Genomic DNA, 16,476 nt, shown 5'->3' with positions numbered 1-16,476 from the left:
TATCTTGTTTGTTCGACCAGTCGTTTTTTTCACGGCGCTGCTAAATCGACTAGATCATTGAGCGACGCCGCCTCCCTCATGTAACACTACAACCGATTTGTCCCTGTATACCAGGTTCTTGTGCTTGGCTCATAGGTTTTATTTTCATCTTTAAAGATGTATATTAAATGCATCTTTAAAGATGAAATCTGATAACTAATGAACATCACAAGATTTACCGATTACGCCTTGCGAGTGCTGGTGTACCTCAATGTCGATACGGAACATCCGGCCCGCATTCAGGATGTGGCCGAGAGCTATGACATTTCCAAAAATCATCTGATGAAAGTGGTTCAGGTGCTGAACGCACAGGGGTATGTCAAGGCTACCCGCGGTCGCAACGGCGGCATCGCGTTGAGTCGACCGGCGAGTGAAATCAACATTGGTGAGTTGGTCCGGTACTTTGAAGAAGGTTCAAAGTTGGTGGAATGTTTTGGTGCGGACAATCAATGCGTCATCACGCCGGCTTGTCAGATCAAGCAGATGTTTACCGGTGCCATGGAGCAGTTTTTTTGCCACCTCGATCAGTTCACGCTCGCAGATATGACGGTGCCGTCTCAGCAGAAACTGTTGGCTGAGCTGTTGCATTTACCCACAGACGCCGCTGAATCAACCAGAGCGCAATAACCACAGGAGCAACGGGTATGAGTACGCAATCTCCGATTCATCAGGATTTTCAGGTTCCGCTTTTTCGCCTGGCGTTCCGGCCGTTCTTCTGGTTCAGTGCGGCGTTCGGTGCCATCAGTATCGCGCTGTGGGCAATGGCCTATTCCGGGCGTTTGGTTTTTTCACCTTACGGTGGCAGCTATTTCTGGCACCTGCATGAAATGCTGTTCGGTTTTACCGTCGGCGTCATTGTTGGTTTCTTGTTAACCGCGGTGCAGAACTGGACCGGAGTAACCAGTGTTAAGGCTGTGCCCTTGGTGCTGCTCTTTTTACTTTGGCTGTGCGCCCGGGTGATGATGTTTTTCCCGGACGCGTTCAGCGCGCTCAGTATTGCCATCCTCGATGTGCTGTTTCTGCCGGCGGCGGCCTTAGCGTTTGCCCGACCCATTGTCAAAGTGCGTCTTTGGCGCAACCTGTTTTTTATTCCGATTTTGTTGACGTTGGCGGTGTTGAATGGACTGATGCATCTGTCTTTATCCGGTGCAGTGGCTGTCAGTGCGCCATCGATAGGATATCTGACGGTCTTGCTGATCAGCTTGGTGATGACGATTATGGGTGGGCGGGTGTTTCCGATGTTTACTGCCAATGGCACCGGGACCGCACGTGTCGCCCCGATTGCCATTCTCGAAAAGTTGTCCATTGGCTCGGTCTTGCTGAGTGTGGTCGCGACTCTTGGGTTTTTAAACACTCCCGCGATTGTTCTGGGGTTAATTTACTTTTTTACCGGCGCGATCAACCTGATCAGAGCGCTACGTTGGCGCATCTGGGTGACCTACTCGACGCCGTTGGTTTGGTCGTTACACTTAAGCTATTGGTTTGTGTGCCTGGGGTATGGGTTATTGGGGCTCAACCAGTTTCAGTTGTTGGCGTCAGCATCCACCGCGTTGCATGCCATTACTGTCGGTGGCATCGGTTTTATGATTCTTTCGATGATATCGAGAGTGTCATTGGGTCACACCGGTCGTCGAATCGCTGTCGGCTATACCATGACCATAGCCTTGGTGTTGATGCTGCTGTCGGTGGTCAGTCGCGTTGCGCTGCCTTATCTGCTCAGTGATTACGCCTTGGCCATTCAGGTATCGGCGGCGTTGTGGGTGATGGCGTTTGGTCTTTTTATGGTTCGCTATGCACCGGTTGTCTTCCGCGCTCGCGTCGATGGACGTCCGGGCTAGTGACCTCACTTTACGCAGGTGTTGACTGAAACGTCAGGCATCAGTACCTCAGCACCTTCTTAACTATGAGCAGCGCGCTCCCGATCACTCTTTTCAGGGCTTGCGCGCTCGCAACGGTTGATTGTCTCGCGTGAGCTGATAGAGCCCGTCACGATCGAGAATCTTCAGGTCACGGTTCGAAACCTGAATCAGCTGATTGTCTTCCAGTTTTCTCAACAGCCTGGAAAAGGTTTCGGGTTGAATGCCGAGTTGCGAGGCAATCAGTCGCTTGGGAATGTCGAAGGTCAGCGTGTCGTTCGGGCTTTGCAGATCGTGCAGCAGATAATTGACCAGTCGGTGCAAGGCGTTTTGCAAAGATAAGTTTTCAATTTCATTTAACTGACTGTGCAATCGAATACTCATCTGACGCATCAACGCCATGCACAGTTCGTTGTCGCTTTTCAACAGTCCATGAAACGATCCGTTTTCGATGCCGATGACTTCCGAGGCAACCTGCGCATCGGCCGTGACCGGATAACGCTCCTGTGCATTGAACATGATGGCTTCCGCAAAGCATTGACCTTCCCGCACGATATCAACCACTTTTTCATGTCCGCTCGGTGATGTTCGGTATAACCGGATGATGCCGTGGCTAACATAGTAAAACCGATCGGCCGGTTCGCTCTGGCGAAACAACACCTCTCGTTCATCAAGCGTTCGACGCGTGGCATTGCGTAACAGGGTCGAGAGTTGTACTTCGTTCAAACTGGAAAAAAGATGATGGCTGCTTAGGTTCGTGATGACCTTTGGATCCTGAATCATATGACTCCTCTGTCAATGCACAGACGGCTCTTGATAAGTATCAAGGATGTCTGGCGGCATGTCGATAAGGTTTGCCGCAACAGACAACGTGGTCTGCCCAACATCCACTCACTTTTCTGTCGAGTTCTGGTTCTAAATCAGGGTGGCTACCCACTAATGGGTATCTCGGCCTGAACGTAATGAGACTAGTCTGGACTTTGTCCGTTTCTGGTTCGCGATATTTTTTTTTGAACACACTCGAGTTAACTCAATGAGGATTGTATGAACAAATTTTTTCTCAGTGCTCTGATCATGGCGACGTCCGGGTTAGCCTTCGCCGCCGATATTGATGCCGGTGAAGCCAAGTCGATGACCTGCGTGGGCTGTCATGGTGCCAATGGTATTTCGATGGTACCGATGTATCCCAACCTGGCCGGCCAGAAAGCAGCGTATCTGGAGTCTGCGCTCAAAGCGTATCGCAGTAAAGAACGCGCCGGTGGTCAGGCGGCGGTGATGTATGGCATGGCGGCACCGTTATCGGACGAGGACATTAAAAACCTGGCCGCGTACTTTGCCAGTCTTGATCCGTCGGGCCAGTAACCCGACGCCGTTGATTCATATCAATCGGCCTGTGATCGCCCGGGTCGGTTTGATAACAGTCAAACGCAATTTTCTCACTGAGTTTTAGTCTCTTTCTTATTCGTTTTTTTCGTGGTGGTGTGCAGTGTTTCGAGTGTTGTTGATGGTTAGTCTCATGCTGTTATCGTCACCCGGTTGGGCGCTGTTCGTCAGTGAGCCCGTTCCGGCCGATCGGGTATTGAATGAGCGCTATCCGGACGCCGGATTTTTAAGTGAACGCATTGAAAGCGCCACTGGCAAAGCGCTGCCGTATTGGCGCATTCAACAAGCTGGCGAAACCGTCGCTTACGCGTTCGAAACCAACGATCTGCATCGCGTACCGGCCTATTCTGGTGAACCGGTGAACATGCTGGTGTTCATCAGCCCGGAAGGCGACTATTTGCATGCTCAGGTGCTGGAACATCACGAGCCGATTCTGTTGGTCGGCATTCCTGAGTCGAAACTGCACGACTTTACCGATCAGTATACCGGGTTATCGTTAACCGATCGTATCAAAGTCGGTGGTAACCGGACGTCCGGTCAGGTGCAGCTCGATGGCATCTCGGGCGCGACCGTGACAGTGATGGTAATGAACGTCGGGATTACCCGCGGGGCCACCGAATTAGCCCGGGCGTTGGGTCTGATTGAAGCCACCGAACGCGTTACCTTACCAGCCTCGATCAAAAAACCAGTAGACGTCGATCTTTCCTGGCAAGAACTCACCGGGGAAGGCTCGGTTCGACGACTGCATCTGAAAAACGAAGACATCCGCGAAGCTTTTTCGGGAACGGCCGCCGAAGGCATCGATGAGGTACCGCAGGACCAGTCACAGGAAACGTTCACCGATATTTATTACACGCTGATCGACCTGCCGGCGGTGGGCAAGAACATCCTCGGTGACGATGAATATGCCTGGCTGCAAAGTGAGCTGAAGCCGGGTGAGCATGTGCTGGCGCTGTTTGGTAACGGCTACTCGTACAAAGGGTCCGGTTATGTGCGTGGCGGCATATTTGATCGGATACAGCTGCTGCAAAATGATCTGGCGATATCGTTTCGGGACCTGGATTACATCCGCCTGCAGGACATCTATCTGGACGATGCACCCGATTTCAGCGAAATGTCCATGTTCATCATCCGCGACCACCACGGGTTCGATCCCGGTCAGCCGTTTCAGTTTGAACTGCTGGTCAGACGGCAGGTTGGTGCGATTGATTCGGTGTTCACCAGCTTTAAAGGCGACTATCAGGTTCTGGAAAAATATCTGGAACGGCCGGAACCGGCCGTGGTCGAACCCGAACGAAGCCTGACGGAACAGGTCTGGTACGACAAGCGCATAGAAATCGCGTTCTTGATCGCCGGTCTGAGCGTATTGTTGGCGATCCTGTTCTTCCAGGATGTACTGGTCCGTTACCCACGCTTCCTGCACCATGTCCGAACCGGGTTTCTGATCTATACCGTTGGCTTCATCGGCTGGTACTGTGCCGGACAGATTTCGATCGTCAACGTCTTTACCTTTCTGCAGGCGTTTATGTCGGACTTCGATTGGCAAATGTTTCTGCTCGATCCGATCATTTTCATCATGTGGGTGGCGGTTGCCGTCACTGCGTTGTTGTGGGGGCGTGGTGTGTTCTGTGGCTGGCTGTGCCCGTTCGGTGCACTGCAGGAGCTGATCAACGAAGTCGCTCGAAAACTGAAAATTCCGCAGTTCGAACTTCCGTTTGCGGTCCATGAGCGGCTCTGGGCCATAAAATATCTGATTCTTCTGGCCCTGTTTGGCCTATCCATACAGTCGCTTGCTCTGGCGGAACAATACGCCGAGATTGAACCGTTTAAGACCACCTTTTTGCTGAAGTTTTCGCGCGAGTGGGGCTTTGTACTCTGGGCCGGACTGATCCTGGCAACCAACCTGTTTCAACGAAAAACGTTCTGTCGCTACCTGTGCCCGCTGGGCGCCGCCCTCTCAGTGCCCACCAACATTAAGCTCTTTGATTGGCTCAAACGACGCGATGAGTGCGGTAAGCCCTGCCGTGTTTGTGCCAACGAATGTGAAATTCAGGCCATTCAGCCTGACGGCACCATCAACCAGCGCGAGTGCCACTACTGCCTGGATTGCCAGATGACCTATTTCAATGAAAACAAGTGTCCACCGCTGATTAAGAAAGCGAAAAAAGAGAAACAGCGTCTTAAGGCAAGTGGCCGTCTGATCGAAGCAACCGAAGTCAACTGACCTGAAAAGGGGAGACAACAATGACAAACAAAAATCAACCAACAGAGCCGGTTGAAACCCATTTGGATGACGACTCATCCCGACGGAGTTTCTTCAAAAAGTCTGCCCTCGTCGGCAGTCTCGGGGTCATGGCACCAACCATGACGGCCGCCATGTTTTCTCAGGCAGCGCATGCCGCCACCCAGGAAAAAATGAAATACGCCGTTGAACCCGGCGAGCTGGATGAGTACTACGGATTCTGGAGCGGTGGTCACTCCGGTGAAGTCCGTATTCTGGGGATTCCTTCGATGCGCGAACTGATGCGTATCCCGGTGTTCAACACCGAGAGCGCAACGGGCTGGAACATCACCAACGAGTCAAAAGAAGTGTTGGGCGAAGGCGCGAAACATCCGAACGGTGACGCACACCATCCGCACATGAGCATGCAGGATGGCCGTTACGACGGTAAGTACGTGTTCATTAACGACAAGGCCAACACCCGTGTGGCGCGGATTCGTTGCGACATCATGAAGACCGACAAAATCGTCGAGATTCCCAATGCCCACGCCATTCATGGTTTGCGTGTACAGAAAGTTCCGCACACTAAATACGTGTTCTGCAATGGCGAATACGAAGTTCCGCTGCCGAACGATGGCTCAGTGTTGGACGATCCAAGCCAGTACGTGTCGCTTTTCAATGCGATCGATGCAGAGAACATGGAGGTAGCCTGGCAAGTCATTGTCGACGGAAACCTGGACAATACCGATGCTGATTATGACGGTCGGTTTGTGGCTTCAACCTGCTACAACTCAGAAATGGGTATGAATCTCGGCAGCATGATTTCCGCCGAGCGTGACCATGTGGTGGTGTTTGACGTCCCTGCCATTGAAAAAGCCATCGCGGCGGGTCAGTACAAAACCTACAACGGTGTCAAGGTGGTCGACGGTCGTAAAGCCGCCGGTACCAACCTGACACGTTACATTCCGGTACCGAAGAGCCCGCACGGCCTGAATACCGCACCGGACGGGGAGTACTTTGTAGCGAACGGTAAGCTGTCTCCAACCGTATCGGTGATCTCCATTAAGAAACTGCCGGACCTGTTCGCCGATAAGATCCAGCCACGCGATACCATCGTTGCCGAACCGGAACTGGGCCTTGGTCCATTGCACACCGCCTTCGATAACCGTGGCAATGCGTATACCACTGTGTTCATCGACAGTCAGATTGTGAAGTGGAGTGTTGAAGACGCGATCAAGCACTACAACGGTGACAGCGTTAACTACATTCGCCAGAAACTGGATGTGCAATATCAGCCTGGGCATAACCACACCACCATGGGTGAAACGCGAGATGCCGATGGTAAATATCTGATCGCCTTGTGTAAGTTCTCCAAAGACCGCTTCCTGCCGGTGGGACCATTGCACGCTGAAAACGATCAGCTGATTGATATTTCCGGTGATGAAATGAAACTGGTGCACGACGGTCCGACCTTTGCCGAACCGCATGACTGCATGATTGTGCATCGCTCGAAAATGAAGCCGTCCAAGATCTGGAAACGCGACGATCCATTCTTCGCCTCCACAGTTGCGATGGCGACCAAAGACGGCGTGACATTGGAAACCGACAACAAGATCATCCGCGACGGTAACAAAGTCCGCGTCTATATGACGTCTGTGGCGCCTACCTTCGGTATGGAAAAGTTCGAGGTGAATCAGGGCGATGAAGTGACCGTTGTCGTGACCAACCTCGATATGATCGAAGACGTCTCACATGGCTTTGTCATGACCAATCATGGCGTCAGTATGGAAATCAGCCCGCAGCAGACTTCTTCAGTGACCTTTGTCGCCGATAAACCCGGGGTGCATTGGTTCTACTGTCATTGGTTCTGCCACGCGCTGCACATGGAAATGCGCGGTCGCATGTTGGTGAAGCCGGCCTGATAGCCGGCCTGATAGCCGGCCTTAAAGGGCGCCCGGTTGGGTGCCCAGACGAGCAATAGAACTGAGGCTTTATGAAACGATTCGGTTTATTGGCAACGCTTGTGATCGGTCTGACCAGTCTATGGCCGGCACTGGCGACCGACTGGTCGGTCGATTCGGCTCACCAGTTACGTCAGGTGTTGAGCCAGGCCAGTGCGGGCGATCGCATTACCTTGACCGAAGGTACTTACACCGGGTCGTTTCTGATCTCGGTTCCGGTACTTATAAGAGCACAAGGCTCAGTACAGATCGACGCGCAGGGCACCGGCAATGCCCTGAGCATTCAGGCCGATGACGTCACCATTGATGGCTTGAACATTCGTGGCTGGGGATCGGACCTGACCGAGACCGATGCGGCCATTAAAGCGGTGTCCGTTAATAACCTCACCGTTCGCAATACCCTGTTACAGGGCGACGGCTTCGGGATATATCTCGAAAACGTCAACGAAGCACAGATCGAACACAACCGGGTTCAGGGTAACCCTGCCATGCGCTCCGCCGATCGGGGCAATGGTATTCATCTGATCAGCTCGCAACAGATTGTCGTCGACGGCAACCGGGTCTCCGATACCCGCGACGGTCTGTACATCATCAATTCCCAGCACAACCGATTGGTCAATAACCAGATGCGGAATCTTCGCTTTGGCATTCATTACATGTACTCGCACGCCAACACCGTCGAGGGTAATGTCGCGCAGAACGTTGATGTCGGCTATGCCCTGATGAGTTCGCACAGTCTGGCGGTATCAGACAATGTCGCGCAAAACTGCCGCGACTACGGTCTGCTGTTGAACTTCGTCAATCGTTCAGAGTTTGTCGGCAATCGGCTGGAATCCATTCGCAGCGACACTGATGGTCAGGTTGTGAACGACGAAGGCAAGGCGTTGTTCGTTTACAACTCCGGCCAGAACCTGTTCCGGAATAACCTATTGGCCGACAGCGATCTGGGCATTCATCTCACGGCCGGGTCCGAAGGCAATCGCTTTACCGAGAACCGGTTTGTGCACAATCGCGTGCAAGTGAAATATGTTTCCTCGCGCGAGCAGGAATGGAGTGTCGATGGCCGTGGCAATTACTGGAGCAATTACCTGGGTTGGGATCTGGACAGTGACGGCATCGGCGATGCCGGGTTTGAACCCAACGATGACATGGACAAACTGATGTGGACCTACCCCGAGGCGGAGGTGTTGATGGACTCGCCTGCGGTGTTGCTGCTGCGTTGGGTCCAGCGGAATTTTCCGGTGCTTAAGTCGCCGGGTGTCCGTGACAGCTATCCCCTTTACCAGCTCAATGGAGTCGAATAATGAATGATCAGGTCCTAATTGAACTGAGTCAGGTCGGGAAACACTACGATCACACCGAGGTGCTGCAAGCCGTTGATCTGACCTTGCATCCAGGCGAGATGCTGGCCCTGATGGGCCATAACGGCGCAGGCAAAACCACCCTGATTAAGCTGATACTGGGTTTGATCCAAGCTGATGTCGGGCAATTGTCGGTGTTGGGTTGCGCCCCGGGTTTGCGTAATCAGCAGATTGGCTATGTCCCGGAAAATGTCAGTTTTTATCCGATGCTTACCGGTCGGGAAACGCTGGAATACTTTGCCCGCCTGAATGGCTTATCTCGCAAAGCGGCCCGCCAACGCAGCACGGCGTTGTTGGACCGTGTCGGGCTGTCGCCATCGGCGGATCGTCGCGTTAAACATTACTCCAAAGGCATGAAGCAAAGGCTTGGCCTGGCTCAGGCACTGTTGCCGTCAGTACATCGGGGTGGATCTGAAACCGCGCCGTCTTTGTTGATTCTCGACGAACCCACCGTCGGGCTCGATCCGATTGCCACGTTGGATTTTTTCCGGTTATTAGCGGAGCTGCGCGAACAGGGGTGTGGCGTAATTATCTGCACGCACGTTCTGCCCGGGTTAGAACCGTATCTGGACTCGGCCTTAATTCTGAATCGCGGCCGGGCCGTTGCACAGGGGCGGATCGATGATCTGTTTGTACAGGCGGATCTGCCGGTGTCGATGGCCGCTCGGGGGCTCAACGGCAGTTTACGATCCGATCGGGTGCTTCAACAGTATGCGCAGACGGATGATCGTCTGGTGTTTCCGGCCAGTCAGAAGCTTGCCGTTCTGCAGGCGGCCCTGGCGTATCCGGCGCTGGCCGACATACAGGTGGTGTCGCCGGGCTTACCCGAGTTGTACCAGCACTTTTTGACACAAGCGGAGACCGTCCAATGAAAACCAATCTGTGGGTCATTGCCGAAAAAGAATGGCGCGATGGGTGGCGTAATCGCTGGTTGCTGTCGGTGACGGTTGTTTTCGCCATCATCGCCTTGGGCATTACCTGGTTCGGGGCTTCCGTGCAGGGGCAACAGGGTCTGGTCACACTCGACGCGACACTGGCTAGCCTGAGCAGTCTGACGGTGATTGTGATTCCGTTGATTGCGCTGCTTATTGGGTTTGACGCCTTTGTCGGAGAGCAGGAGCAGGGCACCTTGTTGTTGCTGATGACTTATCCGGTCAGCCGTATTGGTTGGGTGCTGGGTAAGTTTCTGGGTCAGTGTCTGATACTGGCTTGCGCGGTTCTGGTGGGCTTTGGCGGCCCCTTTATTTTTCTGGCCTGGCAGCAGCCAGCAGCCGATCTGTTGCCTGCCATTGGTATTTTTTTGTCATCGGCGGTACTGCTCGGTGCGGTCTTTGTTGCGTTAGCACACAGTGTCAGTTTGCTGGTATCGGAAAAGGCACGCGCCGCCGGGTTGGCATTACTGGCCTGGTTTTTTCTGACGCTGCTTTACGACCTGGCGTTGCTGGCAATTCTGGTGCGCAGCGCCGGCTGGATGAATCCGCTGGCGTTGAAAGTCGCCTTGCTTGCGAATCCGACCGACCTGTTCCGGATCATTAATCTGCTGACGCTGGAGTCCAACGGAGCCGGTGTCCTGGCATCGCTGAGTCAGATGCAGTTCGGTCTGTTGCCACTTTACGCGCTGTTGGCAGGATGGACCGCGTTGCTGCTGGGTGTGTCGACATTACTGTTAAAACGAAAGAGACTGTAACCATGAAAGCGTTCCTATCCTTGATGTTGTCCTTTGTGTTGTTGGCCTGTGCGGACGACACGCCGAACACCGTGATCGAGGCGGCCACGATCGAACGCAGTGATCAGTGTCATCTGTGCGGGATGATGATTGCCGGGTTTCCCGGGCCCAAAGGCGAATTGGTGACCAAAGGCGCTACGGAAGTTTCAAAGTTCTGTTCAACGCGCGATCTGTTTGCTTTTTACCTGCAACCGGAAAACCAGCATCGGGTTATTCAACTGTATGTGCATGACATGTCGCGGTCTCCCTGGGCATCGCCGGATGATGATCATTTCATCGATGCGCGTGACGCCTTTTATGTTGTCGGCAGTGAGAAAAAAGGCGCCATGGGCGACACACTGGCCAGCTTCAGCTCACAGTCACATGCGGCTACCTTTGCGGACACCTATGGTGGCACTGTTTATGGCTTTGAAGACATTACTCTGGAGCGATTGAATGCGTCGTCCCACAGTATGGAAATGAGTGGGTCGGAAATGATGTCTGGCGAGTTGATGAACACGTCACACGACGGGCTCTGAGTGATAACCCTATGAGTTTTCTTGAGAGCCAGTGGCTGCTGATCATTCATGTACTGGCGGCAACGGTCTGGACCGGTGGGCATTTGGTGTTGGCAACGGTGATACTGCCGACTGTATTGCGCGATCGGTCGGTGTCTCGGCTGTTGGCGTTTGAGTCCGCCTACGAACGCATTGGTATGCCAGCGTTGTTGCTGCAGGTGGTAACCGGTGTCGCTCTGGCGTATCGGCTGATCCCCGATGTGTCCGCCTGGTTTGATTGGAGCAATCCCATCGCAAGGGCGATTATCGCCAAGCTGACGTTATTGTTGCTGACGGTGGTGTTTGCGCTGGATGCCCGTTTCCGGGTGATTCCCGGATTAACCGAAAGAGGCCTGGTCGACATGGCTTGGCACATTGTCCCGGTTACTGTGTTGTCAGTCCTGTTTGTGGTGGTTGGCGTGTCGTTTCGTGGCGGCGGACTGGGCGCGTTCTGACAAGTTTCAGGCAGCCCTGGCAGGCTGCCCGTATTTTTTACTCAGGCTGCGATCGCCGGTTCCGGATAGGTGTCGTCATTCGAGGCTTCAGTGAGATTCTTCACCCACTTCTTGCGTCGTGCCCGCTGTATGACCAAGCTGGCTTTAACGAACTCTTCGACCAGTATCGTCGCGTAAATCCAGGGGTAACTCAGCTCAAAGACAAAGGCGACCAACAGCACCGCCGGGATACTGCATACCCACATCGCAATCATATCGATATAGAGCACGTACTTGGCATCGCCGCCGGCTCGCAAAACACCGACGATTAACGTCATGTTCAGTACCTTGATCCAGAACGTCAGGCACATCACCCACAGCAGACTCTGACTGAGCGTATAAAGAGCTGTGCCTTCTGGCAGCAGCCAGGGCAGAAACACCGGTGTGGACGCGAGAATGAGCAAGCCAACCAGCATCGAGCCCATCGGTGCGAACAGCGCAAAGCGTTTGGCCAAGCTAATGGCGTGATCAAACTCGCTTCGGCCAAGACTCTGACCGATCAACACCGAACAGGCCGTCACCAAACCAAAAAACAGCGAGTGGTACAGGCCTTCAATCGGGCTGATCAGGCTCAGCGCCGCCAGGGCATCGGTGCCGACCTTGGACGCGATGCCGTGGTAGATAAAAGTGCCCACACCCCAGACCGAAAAGTTCACAGTGAGTGGCCAGGCCGTGCGCGCGTACTTGGCAACGTATCGTGATATAACTTTGGCCCCGTTAATCAACTGCGATAACCGGAATGCATGCCCATACCAGGACAGATACACCAGAAAGAGCACAACCTGGACGAACCGGGCAATGTCACTGGCAATCGCCACACCGGCCACACCGAGTTCGGGGAACGGGCCGATACCGTGAATCAACAGATAATTCAGAACTATGTTCATAACTATCGCGCCTGACGCCAGAATCAGTGGGGTCATGGTTTCAGCGCGTGCACGCAAGGCGCTTTCAAAGGCGATGATGATGTGAGTGAAGAACAACAGCGGTACCGTTAAACGCAGATACTGCACGCCCAGATCAATCATGGTGACATCGGTACTCAGCAGCGACAGCAGCTGCCGGGGAAAGGCGAAGAAGGCAACGGAAATCGGCACCAGCAATATCAAACCGGCGGCAATGCCCAGCGACAAAATAGACTGAGACGCGACGGTGTCGCCACGACCATGGTACTGGGCAACCAGAATGGAGACCGCTGAGCCCATGCCAGCCATGACCATAATCAACACGAAATGCAGCTTGGCACCCAGACCAATGGCCGCAATGGCTTCGGCACCCAGTGGCGCGACCATGAACACATCGGACATGCCCAGCAGGGATATCAATACGCTTTGCATGGCAACGGGCAGGGCAAGCCTGAGAATCTGTTGAACCAGGGGCGTCGACATAGGGCATACTCCGAAGGGGGACTTAATGGGCGCAAAGTCTAGGCCGGCGCTGGCGAAAAAGTATGCGAAATTCTATGATGAGCATGTTAATTCCTATCATTGTGAGGTCGCGCTGTGAATCGCTTCAGTAACCATATGCGCATCGGGGACGATTGCTTTGAAATCTTCATCACTCAGGACGATTTCCCTGCCATGGCAAGCGTTGGCATTCATCTGGCGGGCATTGCACATTTGCGCCCACCTTATGAAGTTGAACGAATGGACCCAAGTATCCACACCCTGCTGTTCACGTCGTCTGGTACCGGGCATATAACCACTGAGCATGGGGAGCAGGCGATTGAACCCGGCAGTATGACGGTCATTCCGGCGCATACGCCCGCACGCTTTGAAATCGAAGGCGACCGATGGGACATGTGTTGGTTTCTGCTGTTACCGGCCATGCACTGGAACCAGTGGATGCCCGATGTTGCCGAAGTTCGACCTACGGGGCAGGCACCGGCGGTGTTCCATCTGTGTCATGTGATCGATCAGGAACGCTACCTGGATGCCTCCTATCCAAAAGCGTCCTTCCAAAAACTGGCCAGTTACATTGAGCTGAACCTGAAGGCCAACCAACCGGAAACGCCCGACCGACTCAGCGCGGCCTTTGCCCAGGTTGAGCAGAGCCTGCACAAGCCGTGGACGGTTGGTCAGGTTGCCAACCTCTGTTACTACTCCGAACCGCACTTTTACCGGCTTTGTCAGGAACGCTTCGGTAAAAGCCCGAAGCAGATCATCCGGCAGTTGCGTATGGATCGAGCCCGGCAGTTACTTGAACAAACGGATTGGCCGTTGGCGGAGTTAGCAGGACGATTAGGGTTTTCCGATCAGTTTAATTTTTCGAATCGGTTTAAGCGGGAGACGGGTTTGAGTCCGTCGGAGTATCGTATCAAGCACGCTGAGCACGCATGATCATTCTCGGGCATTGAACAATTTTGAGTCGCTCTAGCCCGCAATCCGATACCAAACAAACAACATCTCGATGTCGCGATAAAGCTCGGTGGATACCGAATAGTGATGATGGTCGGCGTGAGCTTCAATCACTCGAAACCAAAACGCTTTAGCGCCGTCGTTGTTTGGCAATATCCGCGTTAACCAGTCCCCCGGACGGTTCTTGACGATTTTCTGAAACGCTGCTTCTCCCACCCCCTGACGCTTGAATTTGCGCAGCACATAAAACTGCCCGATTTCGTTCAGGTTCGGAGCGAAAGGGTACGGTCTGATGAGGCAGAAGCCGGCCATCTCACCGTCAACCAAAATCAAAAAGGCTTCGTGGTCTGGCTGGGTCCAATAGTCTTTAAGATCGAGCACCGACTCATCTGGGTCATAAGAGCCGTGTTCATTCGGTGGCCAGCCGGTGTATTCTGACATGTCATAAAGATAATACTGAAAAAGCGTACGAATGATGTCGTAGCTTGGGTTGGCTTGCAGGGTGATGTTCATGGTTGTTGTCGTCGCCGAAGGAATGATGACTGTTTGTGGACTTGTTCAAATGTTCATGCTGTGTGTCAGCATAAAATGAATCGGGTACATCGCATAGAACATACCGAGAAGAACAAAAACTGACAGTGTCACAATGCTGTTGATGACCTTATCCGGGACTCGACGATGGAAGGTTGAACCCGCGAGAGCAATCCATAAAAACGCAACACCGTACCAGCCAACCCCGAACGAGAATGCGATCGTCGTCCATAACGGTACATCGCCGTAGGCAAAGTCCAGCATATTGCGGAACTGCTCTATGGTCTTGCCGTCTTTGCTTGTCCATAAATAGCAAAGCCCGGCTTGCAAACTCGACAGAAACGCCGTTAAACAAAACAGAAAAGTTTTCATGAAGCACACGTCCTGATTGTGATGATGCCGGTTCACCATTTAATAACCGTGAACACTAAGCACGTCTGATTATGGGCGAGAGGGTATCAGCTTTCATGTGAGGGCGGTTGTCGTCTTGGTTTTTTTAGAGTGCAGAAACGCAACCAAAGAAAATTTTTTTAGACAGAATTCACAATTTATATGTTTGTTCGCATTGGCAGCCCTTTTAGTCTCAACGGTCATGCGTTAAATCAGCTTGGCGTTATTGTGGAATGCTGTTCAATTTCGTAAATTACCCGGCGATGTTCAAAGGAGAATGAAACATGAGAAAAGGTTTTTTGTTGTCATTAATCGGTGCGGTTACCTTTACCGGTTGCGCGGGTCTCAGTTATCAAGAGCAATGTGTGGCTGAATTGACTGAGCCGGCGAAACCCTCAAAAATTGAAGCGGCATCAACGATCGTGCGTGATAACTACGTTCATACTGAACGGGTTTACTACAACGGCGAAACCTGGGTGATGTTTGCGAACAAAGGACCAAGAACTGACGATCTTCAAGGTCCGGCTGCATTCATTACCGGGCAGGGTGATTTTACCCGTGATCGCACATTCAATATCAGCGAAGTTGGACTGTATGAAGGTGACTATGAAATCAGTCAGACGCGTCCTGGCTGCTATTCCATCGCGGATGAACAAGCCAATGTAGAGTTAGGCTTTTTGCTGAAAAGCTGGCGATATCCATACTCCGTAAAAGGCGAGGATGAATCGACCTGGACGGTGGACTATTTTGATTACTACATGCCGTTCCGCCTGAAAATGGACGGTACGCTGACCTTAACGCACCCGAATGCGGAAACGCTGGTTTTCGATGACACGGAGGGCCTGTTGACGGTAAATGGCGAGGCTGCTCAGGTTGTCACGGTGGATGTGCCGTTTGCGGATCAGGCTTATCAGGTAACTGAAACCGGTGATACCTATCTGATTTTGGGTATGCAGCGTCGGCCGAATGATGCCCGTTATTATGTCCTGAAAAACAACGATACGTTGTTGGCTTACACCGGTCCTCAACGATAAGTCCGATTAGCCGGTCGGGTTCATTAACCCGGCCGTTCTTCAAAGTGTGGGGCCTTATACAAGTCTTCATCCCAGTTACCTTTACTGCCCATAAAGATGTTGGCCTGCGCGGTCAGGTCGACATCGGTGTCCAAACACCCTGCCGGGACCACCACCAGACCTCGTTCTTTTGACACCGTTGGTACGTTAGAACCACAGGTTTTGCAGAAGGTACGTGCAAAGTGCGTGTCTTCGTGGCGGTAGTAGCTGAGGTTGTCTTCGCCGGTCAGCCAGGTGACTTCGGCGCTTGGCGCAAACAGGTTGGCGCAGTGAGCTGAGCCGGAGGTTTTCCGACAGCGGCTGCAGTGACACAGAAAGAATTTCTTGAACTCTCCGGTCAGTTCAAATGTGACCGCGCCGCACAGGCAAGACCCTTTGTGTTGCTGAGGCATAAATGCTCCTGATTCCCGTTTCACTCAAATGAGGTTAAATCATTTATATGAGAATGCCCATCGTCGAGTGTCCGGAATCGATTGAATGGGCGTTTGACCTCGGACTTATCTTCGGCGGAATCGGGGTCTTGGTCTGGAAACTCGCCTGGATATGGC

The 16,476-nt window shown here is 53.0% G+C and carries 17 protein-coding genes; 12 read left to right on the top strand and 5 right to left on the bottom strand.

The window, feature by feature from the left end; all coding sequences use genetic code 11:
• Positions 1 to 198 precede the first annotated feature (198 nt).
• Both MED297_RS12510 and MED297_RS12505 read left to right on the top strand, forming a co-directional pair.
• On the top strand, positions 199 to 666 hold the full coding sequence (locus tag MED297_RS12510; protein ID WP_008045442.1) for an RrF2 family transcriptional regulator: 468 nt from the start codon (positions 199 to 201) through the stop codon (positions 664 to 666).
• Between the two features lie 17 nt (positions 667 to 683).
• Positions 684 to 1,877, top strand: a complete 1,194-nt coding sequence (locus tag MED297_RS12505; RefSeq protein WP_008045440.1) for an NnrS family protein — start codon at positions 684 to 686, stop codon at positions 1,875 to 1,877.
• Between the two features lie 93 nt (positions 1,878 to 1,970).
• Here MED297_RS12505 and MED297_RS12500 read toward each other — a convergent pair whose 3' ends face one another.
• Positions 1,971 to 2,678, bottom strand: coding sequence for a Crp/Fnr family transcriptional regulator (locus MED297_RS12500; protein ID WP_008045438.1), 708 nt, complete (start codon positions 2,676 to 2,678; stop codon positions 1,971 to 1,973).
• A 261-nt stretch (positions 2,679 to 2,939) separates the two neighbouring features.
• Here MED297_RS12500 and MED297_RS12495 point away from each other — a divergent pair, with 261 nt between their 5' ends.
• The 8 genes from MED297_RS12495 to MED297_RS12460 all read left to right on the top strand — a co-directional run bounded on the left by MED297_RS12495 (position 2,940) and on the right by MED297_RS12460 (position 11,538).
• Complete coding sequence (locus tag MED297_RS12495) at positions 2,940 to 3,257, top strand: c-type cytochrome (protein WP_008045435.1); 318 nt, start codon at positions 2,940 to 2,942, stop codon at positions 3,255 to 3,257.
• A 154-nt stretch (positions 3,258 to 3,411) separates the two neighbouring features.
• The gene (nosR, locus tag MED297_RS12490; protein ID WP_008045433.1) at positions 3,412 to 5,502 is read left to right on the top strand and encodes a transcriptional regulator NosR; all 2,091 of its coding nucleotides are present in this window, start codon (positions 3,412 to 3,414) and stop codon (positions 5,500 to 5,502) included.
• Positions 5,503 to 5,522: 20 nt separating this feature from the next.
• Positions 5,523 to 7,421, top strand: coding sequence for a TAT-dependent nitrous-oxide reductase (nosZ, locus tag MED297_RS12485; protein ID WP_008045430.1), 1,899 nt, complete (start codon positions 5,523 to 5,525; stop codon positions 7,419 to 7,421).
• Between the two features lie 71 nt (positions 7,422 to 7,492).
• Positions 7,493 to 8,764, top strand: coding sequence for a nitrous oxide reductase family maturation protein NosD (locus MED297_RS12480; RefSeq protein ID WP_008045428.1), 1,272 nt, complete (start codon positions 7,493 to 7,495; stop codon positions 8,762 to 8,764).
• Complete coding sequence (locus MED297_RS12475; RefSeq protein WP_008045426.1) at positions 8,764 to 9,693, top strand: ABC transporter ATP-binding protein; 930 nt, start codon at positions 8,764 to 8,766, stop codon at positions 9,691 to 9,693. Before MED297_RS12480 ends, MED297_RS12475 begins: the two co-directional genes overlap by 1 nt.
• A complete protein-coding gene (locus MED297_RS12470; protein ID WP_008045423.1) occupies positions 9,690 to 10,508 on the top strand; it encodes an ABC transporter permease in 819 nt (272 codons plus the stop codon). The genes MED297_RS12475 and MED297_RS12470 overlap by 4 nt, the downstream gene beginning before the upstream one ends.
• A gap of 2 nt (positions 10,509 to 10,510) precedes the next feature.
• Entirely contained in the window at positions 10,511 to 11,065 is a 555-nt protein-coding gene (locus tag MED297_RS12465; protein WP_008045422.1) for a nitrous oxide reductase accessory protein NosL, read from the top strand.
• An 11-nt stretch (positions 11,066 to 11,076) separates the two neighbouring features.
• Positions 11,077 to 11,538 carry a CopD family protein gene (locus tag MED297_RS12460; protein WP_008045420.1) on the top strand — a complete coding sequence of 154 codons (462 nt, stop codon included), beginning with the start codon at positions 11,077 to 11,079 and terminating at the stop codon, positions 11,536 to 11,538.
• Between the two features lie 41 nt (positions 11,539 to 11,579).
• Here the strand turns inward: MED297_RS12460 and MED297_RS12455 are convergent, their stop codons facing one another.
• Positions 11,580 to 12,965: an MATE family efflux transporter gene (locus MED297_RS12455; RefSeq protein WP_050762917.1), complete on the bottom strand. Its 1,386-nt coding sequence runs from the start codon at positions 12,963 to 12,965 to the stop codon at positions 11,580 to 11,582.
• A 114-nt stretch (positions 12,966 to 13,079) separates the two neighbouring features.
• Here MED297_RS12455 and MED297_RS12450 point away from each other — a divergent pair, with 114 nt between their 5' ends.
• Positions 13,080 to 13,916, top strand: a complete 837-nt coding sequence (locus tag MED297_RS12450; protein WP_154650931.1) for a helix-turn-helix transcriptional regulator — start codon at positions 13,080 to 13,082, stop codon at positions 13,914 to 13,916.
• 33 nt (positions 13,917 to 13,949) lie between these two features.
• Here the strand turns inward: MED297_RS12450 and MED297_RS12445 are convergent, their stop codons facing one another.
• Both MED297_RS12445 and MED297_RS12440 read right to left on the bottom strand, forming a co-directional pair.
• A complete protein-coding gene (locus tag MED297_RS12445; protein ID WP_008045413.1) occupies positions 13,950 to 14,447 on the bottom strand; it encodes a GNAT family N-acetyltransferase in 498 nt (165 codons plus the stop codon).
• Positions 14,448 to 14,492: 45 nt separating this feature from the next.
• Positions 14,493 to 14,837: a hypothetical protein gene (locus MED297_RS12440; protein WP_040557206.1), complete on the bottom strand. Its 345-nt coding sequence runs from the start codon at positions 14,835 to 14,837 to the stop codon at positions 14,493 to 14,495.
• Positions 14,838 to 15,139: 302 nt separating this feature from the next.
• On the opposite strand from MED297_RS12440, the gene MED297_RS12435 reads away from it, so the two are divergent.
• Positions 15,140 to 15,889 (top strand): hypothetical protein, encoded by a 750-nt coding sequence (locus MED297_RS12435; RefSeq protein WP_008045409.1) that lies wholly within the window; start codon positions 15,140 to 15,142, stop codon positions 15,887 to 15,889.
• Positions 15,890 to 15,912: 23 nt separating this feature from the next.
• On the opposite strand, the gene MED297_RS12430 is transcribed toward MED297_RS12435, so the two are convergent.
• Positions 15,913 to 16,320, bottom strand: a complete 408-nt coding sequence (locus tag MED297_RS12430) for a GFA family protein (protein WP_008045407.1) — start codon at positions 16,318 to 16,320, stop codon at positions 15,913 to 15,915.
• Between the last annotated feature and the right edge of the window lie 156 nt (positions 16,321 to 16,476).

Origin of the sequence: Reinekea blandensis MED297 (assembly GCF_000153185.1) — a bacterium.
Lineage (GTDB): Bacteria > Pseudomonadota > Gammaproteobacteria > Pseudomonadales > Natronospirillaceae > Reinekea > Reinekea blandensis.
This window is presented reverse-complemented; position numbering and strand designations above follow the sequence as displayed.

Bases quoted from the DNA above. Each gene is read 5' to 3' on its own strand.
- MED297_RS12465 (WP_008045422.1), top strand. From the start codon at position 10,511: ATGAAAGCGTTCCTATCCTTGATGTTGTCCTTTGTGTTGTTGGCCTGT.
- nosR (WP_008045433.1), top strand. From the start codon at position 3,412: ATGCTGTTATCGTCACCCGGTTGGGCGCTGTTCGTCAGTGAGCCCGTT.
- MED297_RS12460 (WP_008045420.1), top strand. From the start codon at position 11,077: ATGAGTTTTCTTGAGAGCCAGTGGCTGCTGATCATTCATGTACTGGCG.
- MED297_RS12505 (WP_008045440.1), top strand. From the start codon at position 684: ATGAGTACGCAATCTCCGATTCATCAGGATTTTCAGGTTCCGCTTTTT.
- MED297_RS12435 (WP_008045409.1), top strand. From the start codon at position 15,140: ATGAGAAAAGGTTTTTTGTTGTCATTAATCGGTGCGGTTACCTTTACC.
- MED297_RS12480 (WP_008045428.1), top strand. From the start codon at position 7,493: ATGAAACGATTCGGTTTATTGGCAACGCTTGTGATCGGTCTGACCAGT.
- MED297_RS12475 (WP_008045426.1), top strand. From the start codon at position 8,764: ATGAATGATCAGGTCCTAATTGAACTGAGTCAGGTCGGGAAACACTAC.
- MED297_RS12445 (WP_008045413.1), bottom strand. From the start codon at position 14,447: ATGAACATCACCCTGCAAGCCAACCCAAGCTACGACATCATTCGTACG.
- MED297_RS12495 (WP_008045435.1), top strand. From the start codon at position 2,940: ATGAACAAATTTTTTCTCAGTGCTCTGATCATGGCGACGTCCGGGTTA.
- MED297_RS12455 (WP_050762917.1), bottom strand. From the start codon at position 12,965: ATGTCGACGCCCCTGGTTCAACAGATTCTCAGGCTTGCCCTGCCCGTT.
- MED297_RS12500 (WP_008045438.1), bottom strand. From the start codon at position 2,678: ATGATTCAGGATCCAAAGGTCATCACGAACCTAAGCAGCCATCATCTT.
- nosZ (WP_008045430.1), top strand. From the start codon at position 5,523: ATGACAAACAAAAATCAACCAACAGAGCCGGTTGAAACCCATTTGGAT.
- MED297_RS12470 (WP_008045423.1), top strand. From the start codon at position 9,690: ATGAAAACCAATCTGTGGGTCATTGCCGAAAAAGAATGGCGCGATGGG.
- MED297_RS12440 (WP_040557206.1), bottom strand. From the start codon at position 14,837: ATGAAAACTTTTCTGTTTTGTTTAACGGCGTTTCTGTCGAGTTTGCAA.
- MED297_RS12510 (WP_008045442.1), top strand. From the start codon at position 199: ATGAACATCACAAGATTTACCGATTACGCCTTGCGAGTGCTGGTGTAC.
- MED297_RS12430 (WP_008045407.1), bottom strand. From the start codon at position 16,320: ATGCCTCAGCAACACAAAGGGTCTTGCCTGTGCGGCGCGGTCACATTT.